This window comes from Pseudomonas sp. AO-1 (genome assembly GCF_019775695.1).
Lineage (GTDB): Bacteria > Pseudomonadota > Gammaproteobacteria > Pseudomonadales > Pseudomonadaceae > Aquipseudomonas > Aquipseudomonas parakoreensis.
On record NZ_CP079947.1, the window covers coordinates 3,796,581 to 3,813,933 of the forward strand.

Genomic DNA, 17,353 nt, shown 5'->3' on the forward strand with positions numbered 1-17,353 from the left:
TGTCAGCCACTAATCTGGCCATCAGACGCAATAACAAGGAAATCTTCAATGAAAAGATTCATCCCGAGCCTGTTGGTTGGCGCTGTAAGTTTTGCCTCGATGGAAGCCATGGCCGCCACCGATCTGGTGCTGGTCAACGGCAAGATTTTCACCGCCGACCGTGCACAACCAAAGGTTCAGGCGCTGGCCGTGGAGAACGGCAAAGTGCTGAAAGTCGGCACCAATGCGCAGATCAAGGCGCTGATCGAACCCGGAACGCAGGTGATCGACCTCGGCGGCAAGACCCTGATGCCAGGCTTGATCGACAGCCATTCCCACGCGATTTTCGGCGGTCTGGAAATGGTCTCGGCCAACATGGAGGACGAAGTCGTCGCCCTCGATGAATTGCAAAAGCGTCTGCGCGCCTGGCGTGATGACGGCAAGGCGAAACACGGCGACGTGCTGAGCATCGCCGGCATGAGTTCGGCGTACTGGGCGCAGGCCGAGGCGCTGGGCAAGACGTTCAACCAGGGCGAATGGGCCGACGTGCCGGTGGTGTTCACCGGCAGTGACCACCACACCGCGTGGGCCAACAACGTGATGCTCAAGCGCGCCGGCATCGACGCGGCATTGCTCAAAACCCTGCCCGCTGCGGAAAAAGACACGATCGGCACACTGGCGAACGGTGAACCCAACGGTTTTCTGGTCGATGCCGGCTGGGACCGGGTCGCAGCCAAAATGCCGGTGCCGAGCTCGGCCGATATGCTCAGCGCAGCCAAATCCGCGGTGCGCTTCAACAACAGCCTCGGCATCACCGCGTGGATGGACCCCGCCGCCAACGCCGCCCCGGGCGAGGCCGTGTTCGCGCTCAAACCCACCGAGAAAACCGTCGGCGTGCTGCCGGCCTACAAAGCGCTGTCGGCAAGCGGCGACATGAGCGTGCACGTCGCAGCGTTGCTGGTCGCCAACCCGAAAAGCCTGCCGGCCGACCTCGACACGCTGGATAACGTGCGCCAACAGTTTCAGGGCATCCCCAACCTGACCCTGCCCGGGGTCAAGATCTTCGCTGACGGCGTGATCGAGTACCCGGCGCAGAGCGCGGCGATGATCGATCCGTACCGCAATTCGCACAAACAGGGCGAACTGTTGATCGATCCGCAGCATTTCGGCGAACTGGTCAGCGCCATCGACCAGCGCGGCTGGCTGGTGCACATCCACGCCATTGGCGACCGCGCGGTGCGTGAATCGCTGAACGGCATCGAACGCGCGCGCAAGGATCGGCAGAGCGGCATCACCCATTCGATCACCCACCTGCAAATGGTCAATCCGAAAGAGTTCGCGCGCTTCAAGCCATTGAACGTGATCGCCTCGATGCAGCTGCTGTGGGCCAGCGCCGACGACTACACCACCGACATGATCAAACCCTACGTCAGTGCCCTCGCCTTCCGTTATCAGTACCCGGCGCACTCACTGCTGAAACAGGGCGCGACGATTGCCGGTGCCAGCGACTGGCCGGTGTCGTCACCCAACCCGTTCAATGCCATGGCCCAGGCCATCACCCGCGTCGGGCCGATGGGCGTGCTGAATGCCGACGAGCGTCTGGACCGCGAAACCATGTTTTATGCCTATACCGCCAACGCGGCGCGGACCATAGGCCTGGACAAACAGATCGGTTCGCTGACACCGGGCAAGCAGGCTGATTTCATCGTGGTCGACCGCGACGTGTTCAGCGTCGACGAAAAAGCCCTGCATGACACCCAGGTCCTGCAAACCTGGTTTGGCGGGCGTCAGGTCTACACCGCCACCCCATAACAATTCGTTCCCCGTGTAGGAGCTGCCGAAGGCTGCGATCTTTTGATCTTGTTTTTTACGATCAGGATCAAAAGATCGCAGCCTTCGGCAGCTCCTACAGGTTTTGCGTCCAGCCCCTAAAACAATCACAACACCGGGACTTCACATGAAAGCCTTGCCCTTGCTCGCCCTGAGTTCCTTGAGTCTGTTGCCCTTGAGCAGCCAGGCGATCCCCCTGAACGACGACTTCGCTTTGCTGGTCGACCTGACCCTGGCCAGCGACTACCGCACCCGCGGCATCTCGCAAACCCAGAATGACCCGGCCGTGCAGGCCGGTCTGACCCTGGCCCACAGCAGCGGCTTGTACGCGGGGGCCTGGAGCTCCAACGTCGATTTTGGCGGCGGCCTGAAAACCCGTCAGGAAGTCGATTACTACGCCGGCTGGCTGTGGCAGGCCACCGAGGATGTCAGCCTCGACCTGGGCTACATCAAGTACGCCTATCCCAAAGAAAGCCAGTTCAACCAGAGCGAGGTGTACGGCATTCTCGGCGTCTACGGGGTGAAGCTGGCGGCGTATTACTCCAGCGATGCACCGGGGATCGACAGCAAGCAGAGCTCGCTCTACACCTATGTCGGTTATGAAACCGAGCTGCCGTTCGATTCCGGGTTGAAACTGCGTTACGGCAACATGGATTTCAAGGACCCACACCTGTACTCGGCGTCCGGGCATACCGAGGACAGCTACCGCGAATGGGAGGTCAAGCTGACGCACAACCTGGCCGGCGTGGTGTTGGGCCTGAGCTACATCGATACCGATCTATCGCAAAGCCAGTGCCTGAGCAACTGGGGATTCAAGGATGTGTGCACGGCGACGGTGGTGGCGAGCGTGAGCAAATCTTTCTGACACCCCGCCTTGTGTAGGAGCTGCCGCAGGCTGCGATCTTTTGATTTTGAAAAGCAAGATCAAAAGATCGCAGCCTGCGGCAGCTCCTACAGGGAAACGGAGTAGTTGTTACAGGATGTTTACAAAATTTTTACCAATGTTCTTCTACAGTTACGCGCGTTACCGCGCGTGTTTTCTATTCTGCTAGAGGAATGTCTGTAATGGCTTTGGGCAAAGGACTGCGTTTACCGTCCATCACTTCAACCCGTCTGGTGCTGCTGTTTTCCCTGGCACTGGTGACGCTGTACAACCTGGCAACCTGGAAGGCGCTGGGGAATCTGATCACCTTGCAAGGCGCGCACAAACTGGCGTTTTTCGCCTCGTTCGGGCTGTTCCTGTGGGCGGCGATCACCCTGCTGCTGACCCTCGTTTCGTTTCGCTGGACGCTGAAACCGGCGCTGACCGTGGTCGCTCTGCTCTCGGCTTGCGCGGCGTATTTCATGAACGAATACGGGATCACCATCGACACGGTGATGATCCAGAACGTGTTCGAAACCAACCCGGCCGAGGCTGCGGCGCTGTTCAACGGCAAGCTGCTGGCCTACGTGCTGTTGCTCGGCGTGCTGCCAGCGGTGCTGATCTGGCGCTGGCCGGTGCGTTATCGACCGTTCTTTCGCGGCGTGCTCAACAAGCTGCTGGTGATTGCCGCTTGCGTGCTGGTGATCGGCGCATCGGTAGGCGCGTTCTATTCGACCTACGCGCCGATCTTCCGCGAAGAAGACAAGCTCACCCATTTCATCAACCCGACCAACTACATTTACGCCATCAGCAAATACACCAAGCAACGCCTGGGCATCAAAAAGCACTTTGTGGTGCAGGCGATCGGTGAAGACGCGGTGATGAGCACCAAAGCCGCCAGCCGCGAGAAAAAGTCGCTGATGGTGTTTGTGGTCGGCGAAACCGCCCGCGCCGATCATTTCTCGCTGAACGGCTATGCGCGCGAGACCAATCCCGAGCTGAGCAAACTGGACATCCTCAACTTCACCCAAGTGCATTCCTGCGGCACGTCCACGGCGGTGTCGGTGCCGTGCATGTTCTCGATGTTCCCCCGTGAGGACTACAGCGACAAGAAAGGCAAAACCTACGAAGGCCTGCTCGACATTCTGCAACGGGCCGGCGTGCAGGTGCTGTGGCTGGACAACAACAGCGACTGCAAGGGCACCTGCCTGCGTGTGCCGCACCGCGACATCGCGAAGAACCAGCCCGGAACGTTCTGCGATGGCAACAACTGCCTCGACGAAGCGCTGCTGGCCGACCTGCAAGGCTACATCGACAGCCTCAAGGGCCACGCGATCATCGTCCTGCACGCCGACGGCAGCCACGGCCCGGAATACTACGAGCGCTACCCGAAAAGCATGGAGCGCTTCACCCCGATCTGCCACACCAACCAGTTGGGCAGTTGCAGCCGCGATGAACTGGTCAACGTGTACGACAACACCATCCTCTACACCGACCACTTCCTCGCCAAGGTGATCGAGTTGCTCAAGCGCAATCAGGACACCCTGGATACCTCGATGCTGTACGTCTCCGACCACGGCGAATCCCTGGGCGAAAACGGCCTGTACCTGCATGCGGCGCCGTATGCATTGGCGCCCGAGGCGCAGACTCATGTGCCGATGGTGATGTGGTTTGGCAACAACACGCTGGCGCAACTGGGGATTGATCGCGATTGCCTGCAAGGCAAGACCGGACAGCCGGATCTGAGCCATGACAACCTGTTTCATTCGGTGCTGGGGTTGTTCGAGGTGAAAACCGCGCTGTATCAGCCGGGGCTGGATGTGTTTCACGGGTGCCGGCCAGCCATGACGGCTGCGCAGTAATCCAGATATTGCACAAAACCCTGTGGGAGCTGGCTTGCCAGCGATGGCGGTCTGTCAGTCACATAGATGCCTTATATGCCGGCCTCATCGCTGGCAAGCCAGCTCCCACAGGGAAAGCAGTGTTCTCAAGAACTGAGCTGTGCCAGGTAATCCCACGGGTAGATCCCGCGTTGATGGCCGTCGCTGAACACCAGTTGCACGCCGTAGCCCTGCGGGTTGATCTCAATCAGGCGAACACGCTCATCCACCAGCGGAGTCACACCTTTCAGGCGAAACGCGCGGCACTGCGAGCACGGGCACTGGCGGCGCAGTGCGGCGTGATTGAACAGCGACTCGCGGCCGTCCGGCCAGCTCAGGCGCAGGGTCTGCTCGCTCTGTGAATTGCCCAGCGACAGCGGGTTCATTGCAACTGACTCAAGGCAATCCGCACTGCTTTGCGCACTTCCAGATCACCGTCATCCTGCGCCGCCTGCAACGCCGCCACCGCGCCGCGATCATGCAACTCACCGAGGGCCAGCGCGGCTTCCTTGCGCAGGTTGCTGATGCGATGGCCGAGGGTCTCAATCAAGGCGTCCAGCGCTGGCGCAAAACGCAGGCGACCGAGGCTGCGGGTGGCGCGCAGGCGCACTTGCCAGTAGTCATCGCCAAGGGCTGCGATCAATGCCGGGCCGGCGTCGCTGTGGCCGACTTTGCCCAGGGTTGTCGCCGCTTCTTCGCGCACTTGCCAGGCAGCGTCCTGCAATGCCTGACGCAGGGCCGGCAGAACTTCGGCGCAGGAGGCCAATCCCAAAGCCCCGGTGGCGGCGCGGCGCACTTCGGTGTCCGGGTCGGCACTGGCCAGTCGCGCCAATGCCGGCAGTGCGTCGAGCTGCTTTAGCCAGCCGAGCACGCCGACAGCTTCGCGGCGTACGTTGGCATCGGCATCATCAAGTGCCGCGACAGCAGCAGGCGCCGCAGCGGCGAAACGCAGTTCGCGCAAGGCACGGGACGCGGCGATCCGCACACTGACCTCGGCATGCTCGGTCCACGGCAGAATCACCCGGCCTGCCGCCTCGCTCTTGAGCAGGCTCAGACTTTGCGCGGCGGCGGCCTGCACTGCCGCAGACGGATCGGTCAGCGCCTGGCACAGCGCAGCCACCACCGGTTCGTCTTCCCACGCTTCCAGCAGCCGCGCGGCTTCGGCGCGGACGTCTTCAGCCGGATCATCGGTGAGCCTTTCGACCAGCCACAGCAGGCCGTCCGGTTCTTCCAGATCTGCCAGCTCGATCAGGGCAATGCGCCGCACACCGGCATCGTCAGCGGTCAGACGCGGTTGCAGGGCGAGGATGTTGTCGTTATCGGTCACAGCAAAAAATGAGGTCATAGGGCAAATCGCGGCAAGGGGTGTTCGGGCGGCAGGCCGAGCGGATTGAGGCGCGGCAGCGGTCGGTCGTTGTCGTGGCGCAGCAGGTCGAGACAATGGCGCTTGAGGCAGGAGAATTCGGTGCTGGTGACCAGCTCAGAGGTACGCGGACGCGGGAAGTCCAGGCGCAGGTCTTCGATGATTCGCCCCGGACGTGCGCTCATCACCAACAGTCGATCGGCGAGGAACAGCGCCTCATCGATGTCGTGAGTGACAAACACCACGGTGGTGCGAATCTGTGTCCAGATATCCAGCAGCAGCTCTTGCATGTTCAGGCGGGTCAAGGCATCCAGCGCGCCGAACGGCTCGTCCATCAGCAGCAGCCGTGGACGGTTGACCAGCACCCGGGCGATTTCCACCCGTTGCTGCATACCGCCGGAGAGCTGATCGGGCCAGCGCTCGGCGAAGCCGTCGAGGCCCACCAGTTTGAGCATTTCATCGGCAGCGCGATGGCGCTCGGTTTTGCCGATGCCGCGCATTTTCAGGCCAAAAGCGACGTTGTCACGCACGGTGCGCCACGGAAACAGCGTGTGATGCTGGAACACCATGCCGCGCTGCGGCGACGGCCCGGACACCTCGCTGCCATCGACTTTAAGGCCGCCAGAGTGGGCGTGCAGGTGCCCGGCCAGTGCACCGAGCAAGGTGGATTTGCCGCAACCGGACGGGCCGAGAATGCACACGAACTGGCCCGGTTCGATCTGGCAGTCCAGACCGTGCACGGCTTCAAAAGCGTGTTGGCCTTCGCCGAGCACGATCGACAACTGGCGAATATCGATTCGCCCTTCCGGGGTTTGCATCGCGCTCATCAGGCTTTTCCTCGTGGTCGGTGCCAAGGCGTGAACAGCCCGCCCAGACGCTTGATCAGCAGACTGCTGCCCATGCCCAGCACACCGATCAGCAGCATGCCGACGACGATGTCGGCGTAGTTCTGGATGGTGTAGGACTCCCAGGTGTAGTAGCCGATACCGAACTGGCCGGAGATCATCTCCGCCGTCACCAGGCAGAACCACGAGGTGCCCATGCCGATCGCAAGGCCGGTGATGATGCTCGGTGCAGCGCCGGGCAAAACCACTTCAAGCAGGATCGCCCGGCGCCCTGCCCCGAGGCTTTTTGCCGAAGCGATCAACCGCCGGTCGACGCCTTCGACGCCGTGCACAGTGTTGAGCAGGATCGGGAACAGCGCGCCAGTGAAGGTGATGAACACCATCGACAGCTCCGACGACGGGAACATCAGGATCGCCAACGGAATCCACGCCACCGCCGGGATCGGGCGCAGCACTTCCAGCGGTGGCAGCAGCAAGTCTTCAGCCCATTTCGAGCGGCCGATGGCCAGACCCAGAGCGATGCCGATGAAAAGTGCCGCGAAGTAACCGGCGAACACGCGGCTGAGGCTGGCGCTCAGGTGCTGCAGCAGCTTGCCGGAATCGCCCAGGCCCAGCGCCGCTTCGATCACCGCCAATGGGGTTGGCACGTTGGCGAAAGTGACCAGACCGAGATTCCAGTGGTGGCTGGCGGCGAGTTGCCAGAACAGCAGGCAGAGCAGCAAAGAGGCGGCCCTTGGAGCCCAGCGTAAATAGGATCGGTACACAATTCTTCCTCTCAACCGAGATCCCCTGTAGGAGCTGCCGAAGGCTGCGATCTTTTGACTTTGATTTTAAAAAGCAAGATCAAAAGATCGCAGCCTTCGGCAGCTCCTACAGTGACCGAGGTGTTCTCGGGTTAGCGGGCAGCTACGGCTTGGGTTGTGGCATCGGTAAAGTCGAAAACCTTGCCGCCCTGCGCCGCCGCATATTGCTGCGCTTGGCCCTTGAGCAGGAACGCACTCAGGCGGCCCTTGGCATCACTGGCAAACCACGCCTGATCGGCGAGCAATTTGATCCCGCTGTCACTGGCCTGGGCATACACCGCGCGGATGTTTTTGCCTTCCTGTTTCAATGCGGCCAGCGCAGTGAAAGCGGATTCGGCGGAGGTGTACTGGCGTACTTTGTCTTCGCCGCGCACCCAGATTTCGGCGACGTGGCTAAAGTCCTTGATGGCTTTGCCAGTCGCCGCATCCACGGCTTTCAACGGAATCTGCGCGTAGTTGGCGAGTTGCGCGGTGTAGTCCAGGTTCGACGCCTTGAAGGCGGCGCGGATGTACTGATCGTCAATGAAGGTGTTGAGGTCGAGGCCGCGATCGGCCTTTTTCAACAGTTTCAGGGTGTCGATCGCCGTGCCCACCGCCTGGCGGTATTCCGGCTTCCAGCTCAGATCGCGGGTCTGCACGCCCAGCGGGCCGTGGAACAGGTAGTTGACCTCGGCATCGACGCCGGTGACCTTGGCGATCAGCTCGCTGTACTTCTCCGGCTCAGCAGCCAGCAACTGGTTGGCCTCGATGCTTGCGCGCAGGTAGGCGACGACGATTTCCGGGTATTTTTTCGCGTAAGCCTGATCGACCAGCGCGCCGTGGAACGTCGGCGCATTGGCCTGGGCGCCGTCGTAGATTTTGCGGGCGAAACCACGGCTGGGAAACAGTTCGGCGAACGGCACGAAGTCGGCGTGGGCGTCGATCTTGCCGGCCTGCAACGCGGAGCCGGCGACTTCCGGCGGCTGGGCGATGATGTTGACGTCTTTGAGTGGGTCCCAACCCTGCTCCGCCACCGCGCGCAGCAACATGCCGTGGGCGGTCGACGCGAATGGCACGGAGATGGTCTTGCCCTTGAGTTCGCTCAGCGCCTGCACCCCAGAGGCACTCGGCACCACGATGCCGTTGCCGCTGCCCTTGATGCTGCCCGACAGGACGCTGATGAACAGGCTGTGCTTGCCGGCGGTTTCGAACGCCACCCCGTTGAACGCCCCGGGGAAATCGGCCATGGCGCCGAAATCGAGTTTGCCGGCGACCATCTCGTTGGTCAGCGGCGCACCGCTGGTGAAGTTTTTCCACTGCACATCGTATTTCGCGTCTTTGTAGGCGCCGTCGTGCGGCAGGTATTTGTCGAGCAGACCGAGTTCACGAATCAACAGCCCGCCAGCGGCGCAGTTGATGGTGGTGTCCTGAGTACCGATGGCAATGCGGATGGTCTCGGCCGAGGCCGACAGGGTGAATGAGGCCAGTACCAGACCGGCGAGTGCTGCACGCAACATGGTGTGTTTCCCCTCGAATCATTTATAGGATGTTCGTCTCCGCCGCGATCAGGGCGCGGTGGGAAACGAGGGGTTTCGGTTATTCCAGCGTCCGGGGTATGCCGGATGGCTTTTGTGTTGTCCAGGCGGGCCTCATCGCTGGCAAGCCAGCTCCCACAGATTTCTCTGTGATTGCAAAGTCCGTGTCTCACTACAAATCCCTGTGGGAGCTGGCTTGCCAGCGATGGCGTCCGCCCAGTCACCGCAGGAGATAGGGGATTTCGACTTTCACCGCGCCAGTCGGGCAATCCTTCTCACACGGCATGCAGTACCAGCATTCATCGAACGCCATGTAAGCCTTTTGCGTGGCCGGGTTGATCGCCAGCAGGTCCATCGGACAGACGTCGACGCACACGGTGCAGCCCTTGTCGGCGATGCATTTGTCCTCGTCCACGGTGACCGGGGCGTTGGAGCGGAAGAAGATTTCCTGGGCTTGATAGGCCATGGTTCGGACTCTCTCTGGTGATGCATCAAGCGGCAAAAGCGCCCACTCGCAAGCGGTCGTAAGCCTGCATGTCTTCGGCATCGAGCGCGATGATGTAAGGCTCGACGGGTTTCTTGAAACTGGTCATCCGGCCGTCCTCGCCCTTTTTCAGGTGACAGTGGCAGAACCATTCACTGTCATTGCGTTGCGGATGATCGACGCGATAGTGGTACAGGCCCCAGCGACTCTCGGCGCGGAACAGTGAGGCGCGCGCGGCCATTTCGGCGCAGTCGCGGATCACGCTGGTTTCCATGGCGCGCATCAATTCGTGGGCGTTGTTGGCCTTCATCTGCTCAAGGTCGCGTTCGATGTCGCTGAAGCGCTGCAAGCCGATCAGCATTTTTTTGGTCACTTTCGGCGGTTGCAGGTAGTCGTTGACGAAGCGTCGCAGCTTGTACTCGACCTGCGCCGGTGGCAGACCGTGCTCACGATCCAGCGGCGCGTAGACCCGCGCTTTCTCTGTTTCGATCTGCGCGGCATCCAGCGCCGAGAACTCGCGCCCGGAAACAAAATCCGCCGCGTTGTGCCCGGCAAACCAGCCGTAGGTGAACGCGCCGAGCATGTAGTTGTGCGGCACGGCGGCCATGTCACCGGCCGAGTACAATCCTTTGACCGAGGTCTCGGCGCACTCGTTGACCCACACCCCGGACGCCGAATGGCCGCTGCAAAAACCAATCTCGGAGATGTGCATCTCGACCATCTGCGTGCGGTAATCGGTGCCGCGATTGGCGTGAAACTGGCCGCGACTCGGACGCTCGTTGCTGTGCAGGATCTCTTCGATGTTCTGGATGGTTTCCTCGGCCAGGTGATCGAGTTTGAGGAACACCGGGCCGTTGCCGCTTTCCAGTTCCTGGTGGAACTCCCACATCATCTGCCCGCTCCAGTAGTCGCACTCGATGAAGCGTTCGCCCTTGTTGTTTGCGGTGTAACCACCGAGCGGGCCGGTGACGTAGGCGCAGGCCGGGCCGTTGTAATCCTTGATCAGCGGGTTGATCTGGAAGCATTCCAGGTTCGCCAGCTCGGCCCCGGCGTGATACGCCATCGCGTAGCCGTCGCCGGCATTGGTCGGATTTTCGTAGGTTCCCATCAGGTAACCCGAGGACGGCAAGCCCAAGCGACCGGCCGCGCCACAGGCGAGAATCACCGCTTTGGCCTTGATCACATGGAAGTCGGCGGTGCGGCAATCGAAGCCCATCACCCCGTTGACTGCGCCCTCCTCGTCGGTCAGCAAACGGGTGCAAACGAGGCGATTGGTGATGCTCACCCGCGCCCGTTTCAACTGGCGGTAAAGGACTTTTTTGATGTCGTGCCCTTCCGGCATCGGCAGCACGTAGGCGCCCATGTGGTGGACTTTTTTCACCGCGTAATCGCCGGTTTCGTCCTTCTCGAACTTCACGCCCCAGCGATCCAGTTGCTCGATGGTCTCGAAGCTATGAGTGGCATAGGCGTACACCGCGGCCTGATTGACGATGCCGTCATTGGCGATGGTGATTTCCTTGGTGTACTGCTCCGGCGTCGAGTGCCCGGGGATGATCGCGTTGTTCAGGCCGTCCATGCCCATGCTGATCGCACCGCTGCGTTTGACGTTGGCCTTGTCCACCAGCAACACGCGCAAATCACGGTTCTTTTCTTTGGCCTTGATCGCGGCCATCGGCCCGGCAGTGCCGCCGCCGATCACGACGATGTCGTACTCCTGTTCCAACGTGTTGCGCGTCATGCCTGCTCCCCTTTTTGCCGGTCGATCCGCAGGCGGTACTGGAAGGCATCGCCACGGTAGTAAAGGTGCTCGAAGTCCAGCGGCTGGCCGTCGGCGTTGTGGGTCAGGCGCTCAATGCGCATGATGGGCGAGCCGGCTTCGACGTTCAGCGCCTGGGTCAAATCGCTGTCGGCCAGTACCGCGTCGATCGCCAGATCCGCGTGGCCGAGGGCAATGCCACAGTCGTTTTCCAGAATCAGGAAGATGTCGCGCGTCACCAGATCCGCCTTCTCCAGGCGTTCGCCGATGGCTTTGGGCAGGTAGGTGATTTCCAGCGAGATCGGTTCGCGGTTGATCAGGCGGACGCGTTTGATCTGCGCCACGGTCTCGCCTTCCGCGACCTGCAGGCGCTCGGCCACGCGTTTGTCGGCAGGGATGAATTTGAAGCTGCGCAGGCGGTTGATCACCTCGTAACCGCGCCCGGTCATGGACTCGGCGAGGCCTTGCAGGCTGCTGACGTTCTGGAAGGTTTTCGGCTTGGCGACGAACGTGCCTTTACCGTGGATCTTGAAGATCAGCCCTTCTTTCTGCAGATCGCCCAGTGCCTGACGAACGGTGATGCGGCTGACTTTGAAAAGCGCGCCGAGCTCGCTTTCGGAAGGCATTTGGCTGTCTTGCGGATATTCGCCGTCAAGAATGCGTGCGCGCAGGACATCGCGCAGTTGGGTGTGCAAGGGGACACTTGCCAGGGACAGTACGTTATCGGTCATCACGGGATCACTTGTTATAACGAGTTATGACGTGATCTTAGAGACGTTATGACAAGCTTGAGAAATATTGTTTGGGCATAACCTTAGACACAGGTTGACCGGGACTTTTGTGGCGAGGGGATTTATCCCCGATGGGTTGCGAAGCGGCCCTGACCCGGCTGATGCAATCTACCTGACGGATCGAGGCGCATGGTTTACGACTGCTGCGCAGCCGATCGGGGATAAATCCCCTCACCACAGGGGTTCTGTTTACAGAGAAAATTCACTGCCGTTTAAGGATCTGGTCCATCACCCAGTCGGTCTTGACGGCTTGCTCGGCGACGGCCGGATGCTGCGAATCGCCCCGAATATGCGCATTCATGCCCAGCACGTGGTGCCACTGAATGTGCTCGTGATGCGGGATCTCCAGGCTGATCTGCTCATCGGCGAATAGCTGCACCGGATGTTCGTCAAACACGGAGAACGCGATGCGCCCCTGACTGCCGATTATTTCCACCCGGTCCTCGCGCCGATCCGCGACAAAACTCCAACAGCCCATGCCCAGTGCTCCGGAGGCGAAGCGCCAACTGGCACTGACCGCGTCTTCCGCCGCATACAACCCGGCTTGCCGGGCGGTGAAACCGGCGACTTCAACGATGTCGCCGAGCAGGTACTGGAACAGGTCAAAACCATGGCTGGCCAGATCGGCAAAGTAGCCGCCACCGGCGACGCTCGGGTCGGTTCGCCAATTGGCGCTGCCGTCCAGATCGGCCGCCGAGGGGGCTTTGGTCAGCGTCCAGCTCAGGTGTCGTACCTCACCGATGCGGCCCTGCGCCAGCCATTGCCGCACTTGAGCAAAACGCGGCAACGAACGGCGGTAGTAGGAAACGAACAGGTGCAGACCGGCGTCGGCAAACGCCTGCTGCATCTCGCGGCTTTGCCCGGCGTTGAGCGCCATCGGTTTCTCGACGCAACAATGCTTGCCGGCGGCGGCGACTTTCATGCTGTAGGCGTGGTGGCTATCGGGTGGCGTGGCGATGTACACCGCGTCCACCTCGGGGTTGTTGATCAGTGCGTCAACATCGGTGTAGACCCGGGCGATGCCATGACGTGCGGCGTAATCGCTCACCGCTTCGAGGCGCCGGCCCATCACCGCCACCAGCGCCGAACCCGGGGCCTTGTAGAAGGCCGGCCCGCTCTTGCGCTCGGCGACACTGCCGCAGCCGATCATGCCCCAACGCACCACGTCCATGGTCAAACCCTCCGTGCTTGCAAAACCTCAGCCCAGGCGCAGCGCGCGCAGATCGAGGTGGCCGTCCTTGATGGGCGGGCACCAGTAATAGCCGCCGGTAATCGGTCGGCTGATGCGGTACAGACCATCAGCGATACCGTCTTCCAGACCGCTCATGCGCCGCAGTTGCGCCTCGAAGGCGTCCAGCGAGAACCCGAAGGCGAGGAACATCAGACCGGCCCGGTCACCTTCAATCCATGGCATCGAACGGCGCACGACGAAGGCTTCGGGGGCGAAGCTTTCCTGGGCGGTGCGTTTGACGTGGGCAGAGACTGGCGCATCGTCGATCTCTTCGTTGTCGCTCAGGCGACGGCCCATGATGTTGTCCTTGTCTTCGCCGGACAATTGATGAAAACCCTTGAGGTCGTGCTGCCACTGCTGGATCGCGGCGAAGCTGCCGCCGACCAGACCTTCTGCGCCCTCGCCCAACAAGGCTGCAGCGATGGCGGCTTCGTCGTGCGGGTTTTCGGTGCCGTCTTCGTAGCCGGTCAGGTCATGGCCGTCCTTGTGGCGGAAGGCTTCCTGCATGTCGACCAGGCGCAGCGCCGGGGCCAGTGCGGCCTCGACGGCGTTGCAGCGGTTGAGCAGTTCGCCACGGTCGTCACCGTGCAGCCAGACCCACAGCGCGTGCTGGGTCGAGGGGTTTTCCACGCCGACGCCGGTTATGGCCGGGAAGCTGCGCAGACCATCAATCTGTACGTTCAGCGCCTTGGTCAGGGATTCACCGAAACCGACCACCGCCGACTTGCCGTCCACCAGGCTCAGCAGGTTGTCGATCGCCTGCGGCAGTGCTTCAACCGACGCCAGGGCGAAAAACAGGTGGCGCGCTTGTGCAGGAACGGGGGTGGCGAGAATGCCCGGCTGGTAGTAACTCATGTGAACTCCTTGGGAAAGTGCGCGGGAGTTTACCTGTGGCCGGAGGGTTTGTGGGGTTGAGACGCCAATATCGGAGTTCACAGAGTCCTGTGGTGAGGGGATTCATCCCCGATGGGCAGCGAAGCGGCCCCAACCCTGCAATCTCGGACTACTGAAATACCGAGCTTTCAGAATTCGCGACGGCTGCGCCGCCGATCGGGGATAAATCCCCTCGCCACAGTGTTCGTGTTCAGGCAGGAGATGTGTCATGCCGCCACGCACTCGGGCTCATCCCGGTCCAGCGCTTGAACGCCCGACGGAAGCTGCGCACGTCGCTGTAGCCGACTTCTTCGGTGATGCGTTCAATCGGCATGTCCGGATTCGCCAGCAGACTCAGGGTCCGCGCCTGCCGCACCTGTTCCAGCAGCGCCTCGAAGGTCAGCGCATGCTCGGTGAGGCGCCGACGCAAGGTGCGGCTGCTCATGTTCAGGTCGCCGGCGATTTTTTCGATATGACTGCCCCGGCTCAGGTCCCGAGCAATCGCCCGTTCCACGGCTTGAATCAAATCGAGTTTCTGGTGCACCTGCGCCGCTTCCAGCTCCAGCAATGCAACCGCTTGGCGCAGCGCCAGCGAATGATGATTGGGCAAGTTGACGTCCAGCCACTGAACATCGATCAACATACGATTGTGCAGACAACCGAAGCGCACATCGGGCCCGAGCAAGCGGTGGTATTCGCTCAGGTAATCCGGCGCGGCGTGCACAAACTCCACGGCAATCGGCTTGAATTCACTGCCGGCCAAGGCTCGGCCATACACCAGCAGGCTGGCGAAAAACTCTTCGACGGCAAACACCTGAACGTCGGCGAACGGCAAGCGGCACTCGGCGTCGAGGTGCACCTGATCACCCACCACATCGACGCTGGACACCACGATCCCGCCGGAGGTGTGTTGGTGGCGGATACCGAGGGCAAAGGCATCGCGCAAGGTCTTGCACAGCGACAGCACATGCCCGAGCAAGCCCAGCGTACCCAGCACATTCTGCGCGCCAACCCACAGCCCCAAACCCTGATTGGGCAACACCTTGAGCGCCCGTTGAATCATCGCTACGGCCTGGCGATAGGAAATCCGTTGCGCCGGATCCTGCAGATCTTCGAGGGTGAAGCCCAGGCCACGGCACAGGCTTCCGGGGTCGATGCCTTTGTTGTGTACGACTTCGGCAAGGGTTTGCAGGAGAAACGGCGAGACCAGCGCCAATTCGAAAGTGGGGTCTTGGACTTTTACGTTCATGGGAGCTGACATTCCGGATCACGCTTGATTGTTATTTTTGTAACCGGTTATGTCGAAGGAAGTTAGCACAGGGTTGGCCGACTGTCCGCAGAAGTCCCCCTAACTGTCCGCCAATACCCTGCCCCGTCGGGCCTCTAGCGCTTATTTCTATGGTGCCGGACGTTCCGCGTACCGGCGCCACGTCCCACCACAATAATAATGAGGACAGCCATGAGCCCGAACCGCGCCACTTTCCCCTTGCGTCTGGCACTGACTTTGCTCGGTTGCACCGCGTCCCTGTCGGCCCTGGCCACCGAAGCCGGCGTCGACAACATCGGCCCCGGCACCGACGGGTTCTTCATGCTGCCGTTGGAGGTCGACAGCCTTCCGGAGAACATGGTTGCGTTCAACCTTTACTACAACCATTACAAGTCGACGAAGCTCAACATCAGTTCGTTGGGCGGCAAGGTGCCGAATGTCGACATCGAATCCACGGCGGTCATTCCACGCATCGATTACCTGAGCCCGGTACGCGTGTTCGGCGGACGCCTGGCCGGCTACATCGCCCAGCCCTGGTTGAAGCAGGAAGTGTCGGTATTCGGTCTCAGCGATACCCGCGAAGGCATGGGCGACACCACGATTGCACCGATCATCCTGTGGGACATGAGCAAGAACCTGACCCTCGGCGCCGCCCTGGAAATCACGGTGCCCACCGGTGAATACAGCGTCGATCGGCTGGCCAATACCAGCAACAATTTCTACACCTACAAGCCGCTGTTCTCGTTCACCTGGCTGCCGACCGACAAGACCGAGGTGTCACTCAAGACCACCTACAGCTTCAACGAAAAGAACAAGGACACCGACTACAAGTCCGGACAGATTTTCCACTTCGATTATTCGGCCAGTTACAAGATCACTGACGATGTGATGTTCGGTATCAACGGCTACTACCTCAAGCAGACCACCGACGACAAACAGTACGGCCATACCGTGCAGTTCGCCGGGCAGGATGTGGACGACGGCGTACGCGGCAAGGTCTTCGCGATTGGCCCGGCGCTGCACTTCACCTTCCTCAAATACGCCAGCGCGGAGATTCGCTGGGCCAAGGAATTTGACGTGGAGAACCGGCCGGAGGGGGAAATGTTGTGGGCGAAGGTGAGTATTCCGTATGCGTTCTGAGTGCATTTGTAGGAAGGTGCGCGCGGATATGTAGGCTGGAAACCTGAAAAACAGAGTGGAGGAATAGGCCTACAACGGCGGTCGAGATTGCCGGACAACGGAGGGAAGCGTCCGGCAGATTCCAAAGGGGCGCATGCAGATACTGGGCTTCGTTATCCCATGGTTCTTCGAGAGCTCATGGGGTACATCGTCTGCCAGTGACGACAATGGGCCATTCCCCCCTTAAACTGCTGAGATTGATCACGGAGATCACTATGAGCTTATTGCTTTCCCCGTTTTACTCTGACTTCGAATCCGAAGAAGAGGCAGAGAGCTACGATCGCTGGTTTCGTGCCAAGGTGCAGGAGGCACTCGATGACCCCAGCCCTGGCATTCCCCATGATGAAGCTATGGCAATGCTTGACCAGATGCTGGAAGAGATGCGCAGGAAGCGCCGCGCTGCTGCTTGAATGGAGCGATCAAGCTCTGAACGATCTGGCTGACATTATCGATTACGTTGAACAATACAATTCCAACGCTTCAGTGGCTCTACAGCACAAGGTTGGTGCAGCAACGCAAAGGCTTTCATCAATCCCCTATGGTTACCGGGCCGGTCGAGTGCCAGGCACTCGGGAAATGGTGGTCAATCCGAACTATCTGCTGGTCTATCGAGTGAACGGGCGCATCAAAATACTGACGTTAGTCCACACCCGACGACAATACCCACGAACCTCATCAACATAAAAAAAGGGCGGC

The 17,353-nt window shown here is 60.7% G+C and carries 17 protein-coding genes; 6 read left to right on the forward strand and 11 right to left on the reverse strand.

Features of this window, described 5'->3' with window-relative positions; genetic code table 11:
- Positions 1-48: 48 nt before the first annotated feature.
- The 3 genes from KVQ82_RS17420 (at position 49) to KVQ82_RS17430 (ending at position 4,533) form a co-directional block, all read left to right on the forward strand.
- Positions 49-1,791 carry an amidohydrolase gene (locus tag KVQ82_RS17420; RefSeq protein WP_222014801.1) on the forward strand — a complete coding sequence of 581 codons (1,743 nt, stop codon included), beginning with the start codon at positions 49-51 and terminating at the stop codon, positions 1,789-1,791.
- A 145-nt stretch (positions 1,792-1,936) separates the two neighbouring features.
- Positions 1,937-2,674 carry a TorF family putative porin gene (locus tag KVQ82_RS17425; RefSeq protein ID WP_222014812.1) on the forward strand — a complete coding sequence of 246 codons (738 nt, stop codon included), beginning with the start codon at positions 1,937-1,939 and terminating at the stop codon, positions 2,672-2,674.
- A 200-nt stretch (positions 2,675-2,874) separates the two neighbouring features.
- The gene (locus KVQ82_RS17430) at positions 2,875-4,533 is read left to right on the forward strand and encodes a phosphoethanolamine transferase (protein WP_222014813.1); all 1,659 of its coding nucleotides are present in this window, start codon (positions 2,875-2,877) and stop codon (positions 4,531-4,533) included.
- Positions 4,534-4,658: 125 nt separating this feature from the next.
- On the opposite strand, the gene KVQ82_RS17435 is transcribed toward KVQ82_RS17430, so the two are convergent.
- From KVQ82_RS17435 to KVQ82_RS17485, 11 genes are all read right to left on the reverse strand, one after another.
- Positions 4,659-4,937 (reverse strand): DUF971 domain-containing protein, encoded by a 279-nt coding sequence (locus KVQ82_RS17435; protein WP_222014821.1) that lies wholly within the window; start codon positions 4,935-4,937, stop codon positions 4,659-4,661.
- A complete protein-coding gene (locus KVQ82_RS17440; RefSeq protein WP_222014822.1) occupies positions 4,934-5,896 on the reverse strand; it encodes a HEAT repeat domain-containing protein in 963 nt (320 codons plus the stop codon). The genes KVQ82_RS17435 and KVQ82_RS17440 overlap by 4 nt, the downstream gene beginning before the upstream one ends.
- A complete protein-coding gene (locus KVQ82_RS17445; protein WP_222014823.1) occupies positions 5,893-6,741 on the reverse strand; it encodes an ABC transporter ATP-binding protein in 849 nt (282 codons plus the stop codon). Before KVQ82_RS17445 ends, KVQ82_RS17440 begins: the two co-directional genes overlap by 4 nt.
- Entirely contained in the window at positions 6,741-7,523 is a 783-nt protein-coding gene (locus KVQ82_RS17450) for an ABC transporter permease (RefSeq protein ID WP_222014825.1), read from the reverse strand. The genes KVQ82_RS17445 and KVQ82_RS17450 overlap by 1 nt, the downstream gene beginning before the upstream one ends.
- A gap of 131 nt (positions 7,524-7,654) precedes the next feature.
- Entirely contained in the window at positions 7,655-9,058 is a 1,404-nt protein-coding gene (locus tag KVQ82_RS17455; protein ID WP_222014827.1) for an ABC transporter substrate-binding protein, read from the reverse strand.
- A gap of 238 nt (positions 9,059-9,296) precedes the next feature.
- Positions 9,297-9,542 (reverse strand): ferredoxin family protein, encoded by a 246-nt coding sequence (locus KVQ82_RS17460; RefSeq protein ID WP_041062341.1) that lies wholly within the window; start codon positions 9,540-9,542, stop codon positions 9,297-9,299.
- Positions 9,543-9,567: 25 nt separating this feature from the next.
- Positions 9,568-11,298: a fumarate reductase/succinate dehydrogenase flavoprotein subunit gene (locus KVQ82_RS17465; protein WP_222014828.1), complete on the reverse strand. Its 1,731-nt coding sequence runs from the start codon at positions 11,296-11,298 to the stop codon at positions 9,568-9,570.
- Complete coding sequence (locus KVQ82_RS17470) at positions 11,295-12,047, reverse strand: GntR family transcriptional regulator (RefSeq protein ID WP_222014829.1); 753 nt, start codon at positions 12,045-12,047, stop codon at positions 11,295-11,297. The genes KVQ82_RS17465 and KVQ82_RS17470 overlap by 4 nt, the downstream gene beginning before the upstream one ends.
- 262 nt (positions 12,048-12,309) lie before the next feature.
- On the reverse strand, positions 12,310-13,278 hold the full coding sequence (locus KVQ82_RS17475) for a Gfo/Idh/MocA family protein (RefSeq protein ID WP_222014830.1): 969 nt from the start codon (positions 13,276-13,278) through the stop codon (positions 12,310-12,312).
- Between the two features lie 27 nt (positions 13,279-13,305).
- The gene (locus KVQ82_RS17480; RefSeq protein WP_222014831.1) at positions 13,306-14,193 is read right to left on the reverse strand and encodes a Dyp-type peroxidase; all 888 of its coding nucleotides are present in this window, start codon (positions 14,191-14,193) and stop codon (positions 13,306-13,308) included.
- A gap of 229 nt (positions 14,194-14,422) precedes the next feature.
- Positions 14,423-15,460 (reverse strand): AraC family transcriptional regulator, encoded by a 1,038-nt coding sequence (locus KVQ82_RS17485; RefSeq protein ID WP_222014832.1) that lies wholly within the window; start codon positions 15,458-15,460, stop codon positions 14,423-14,425.
- A 210-nt stretch (positions 15,461-15,670) separates the two neighbouring features.
- Between KVQ82_RS17485 and KVQ82_RS17490 the strand changes: the two genes are divergently transcribed.
- The 3 genes from KVQ82_RS17490 (at position 15,671) to KVQ82_RS17500 (ending at position 17,341) form a co-directional block, all read left to right on the forward strand.
- Positions 15,671-16,618 carry a transporter gene (locus KVQ82_RS17490; protein ID WP_222014833.1) on the forward strand — a complete coding sequence of 316 codons (948 nt, stop codon included), beginning with the start codon at positions 15,671-15,673 and terminating at the stop codon, positions 16,616-16,618.
- A gap of 254 nt (positions 16,619-16,872) precedes the next feature.
- On the forward strand, positions 16,873-17,067 hold the full coding sequence (locus KVQ82_RS17495; protein ID WP_095136765.1) for a stability determinant: 195 nt from the start codon (positions 16,873-16,875) through the stop codon (positions 17,065-17,067).
- Entirely contained in the window at positions 17,000-17,341 is a 342-nt protein-coding gene (locus KVQ82_RS17500) for a type II toxin-antitoxin system RelE/ParE family toxin (protein ID WP_222019420.1), read from the forward strand. The genes KVQ82_RS17495 and KVQ82_RS17500 overlap by 68 nt, the downstream gene beginning before the upstream one ends.
- Positions 17,342-17,353: the final 12 nt, after the last annotated feature.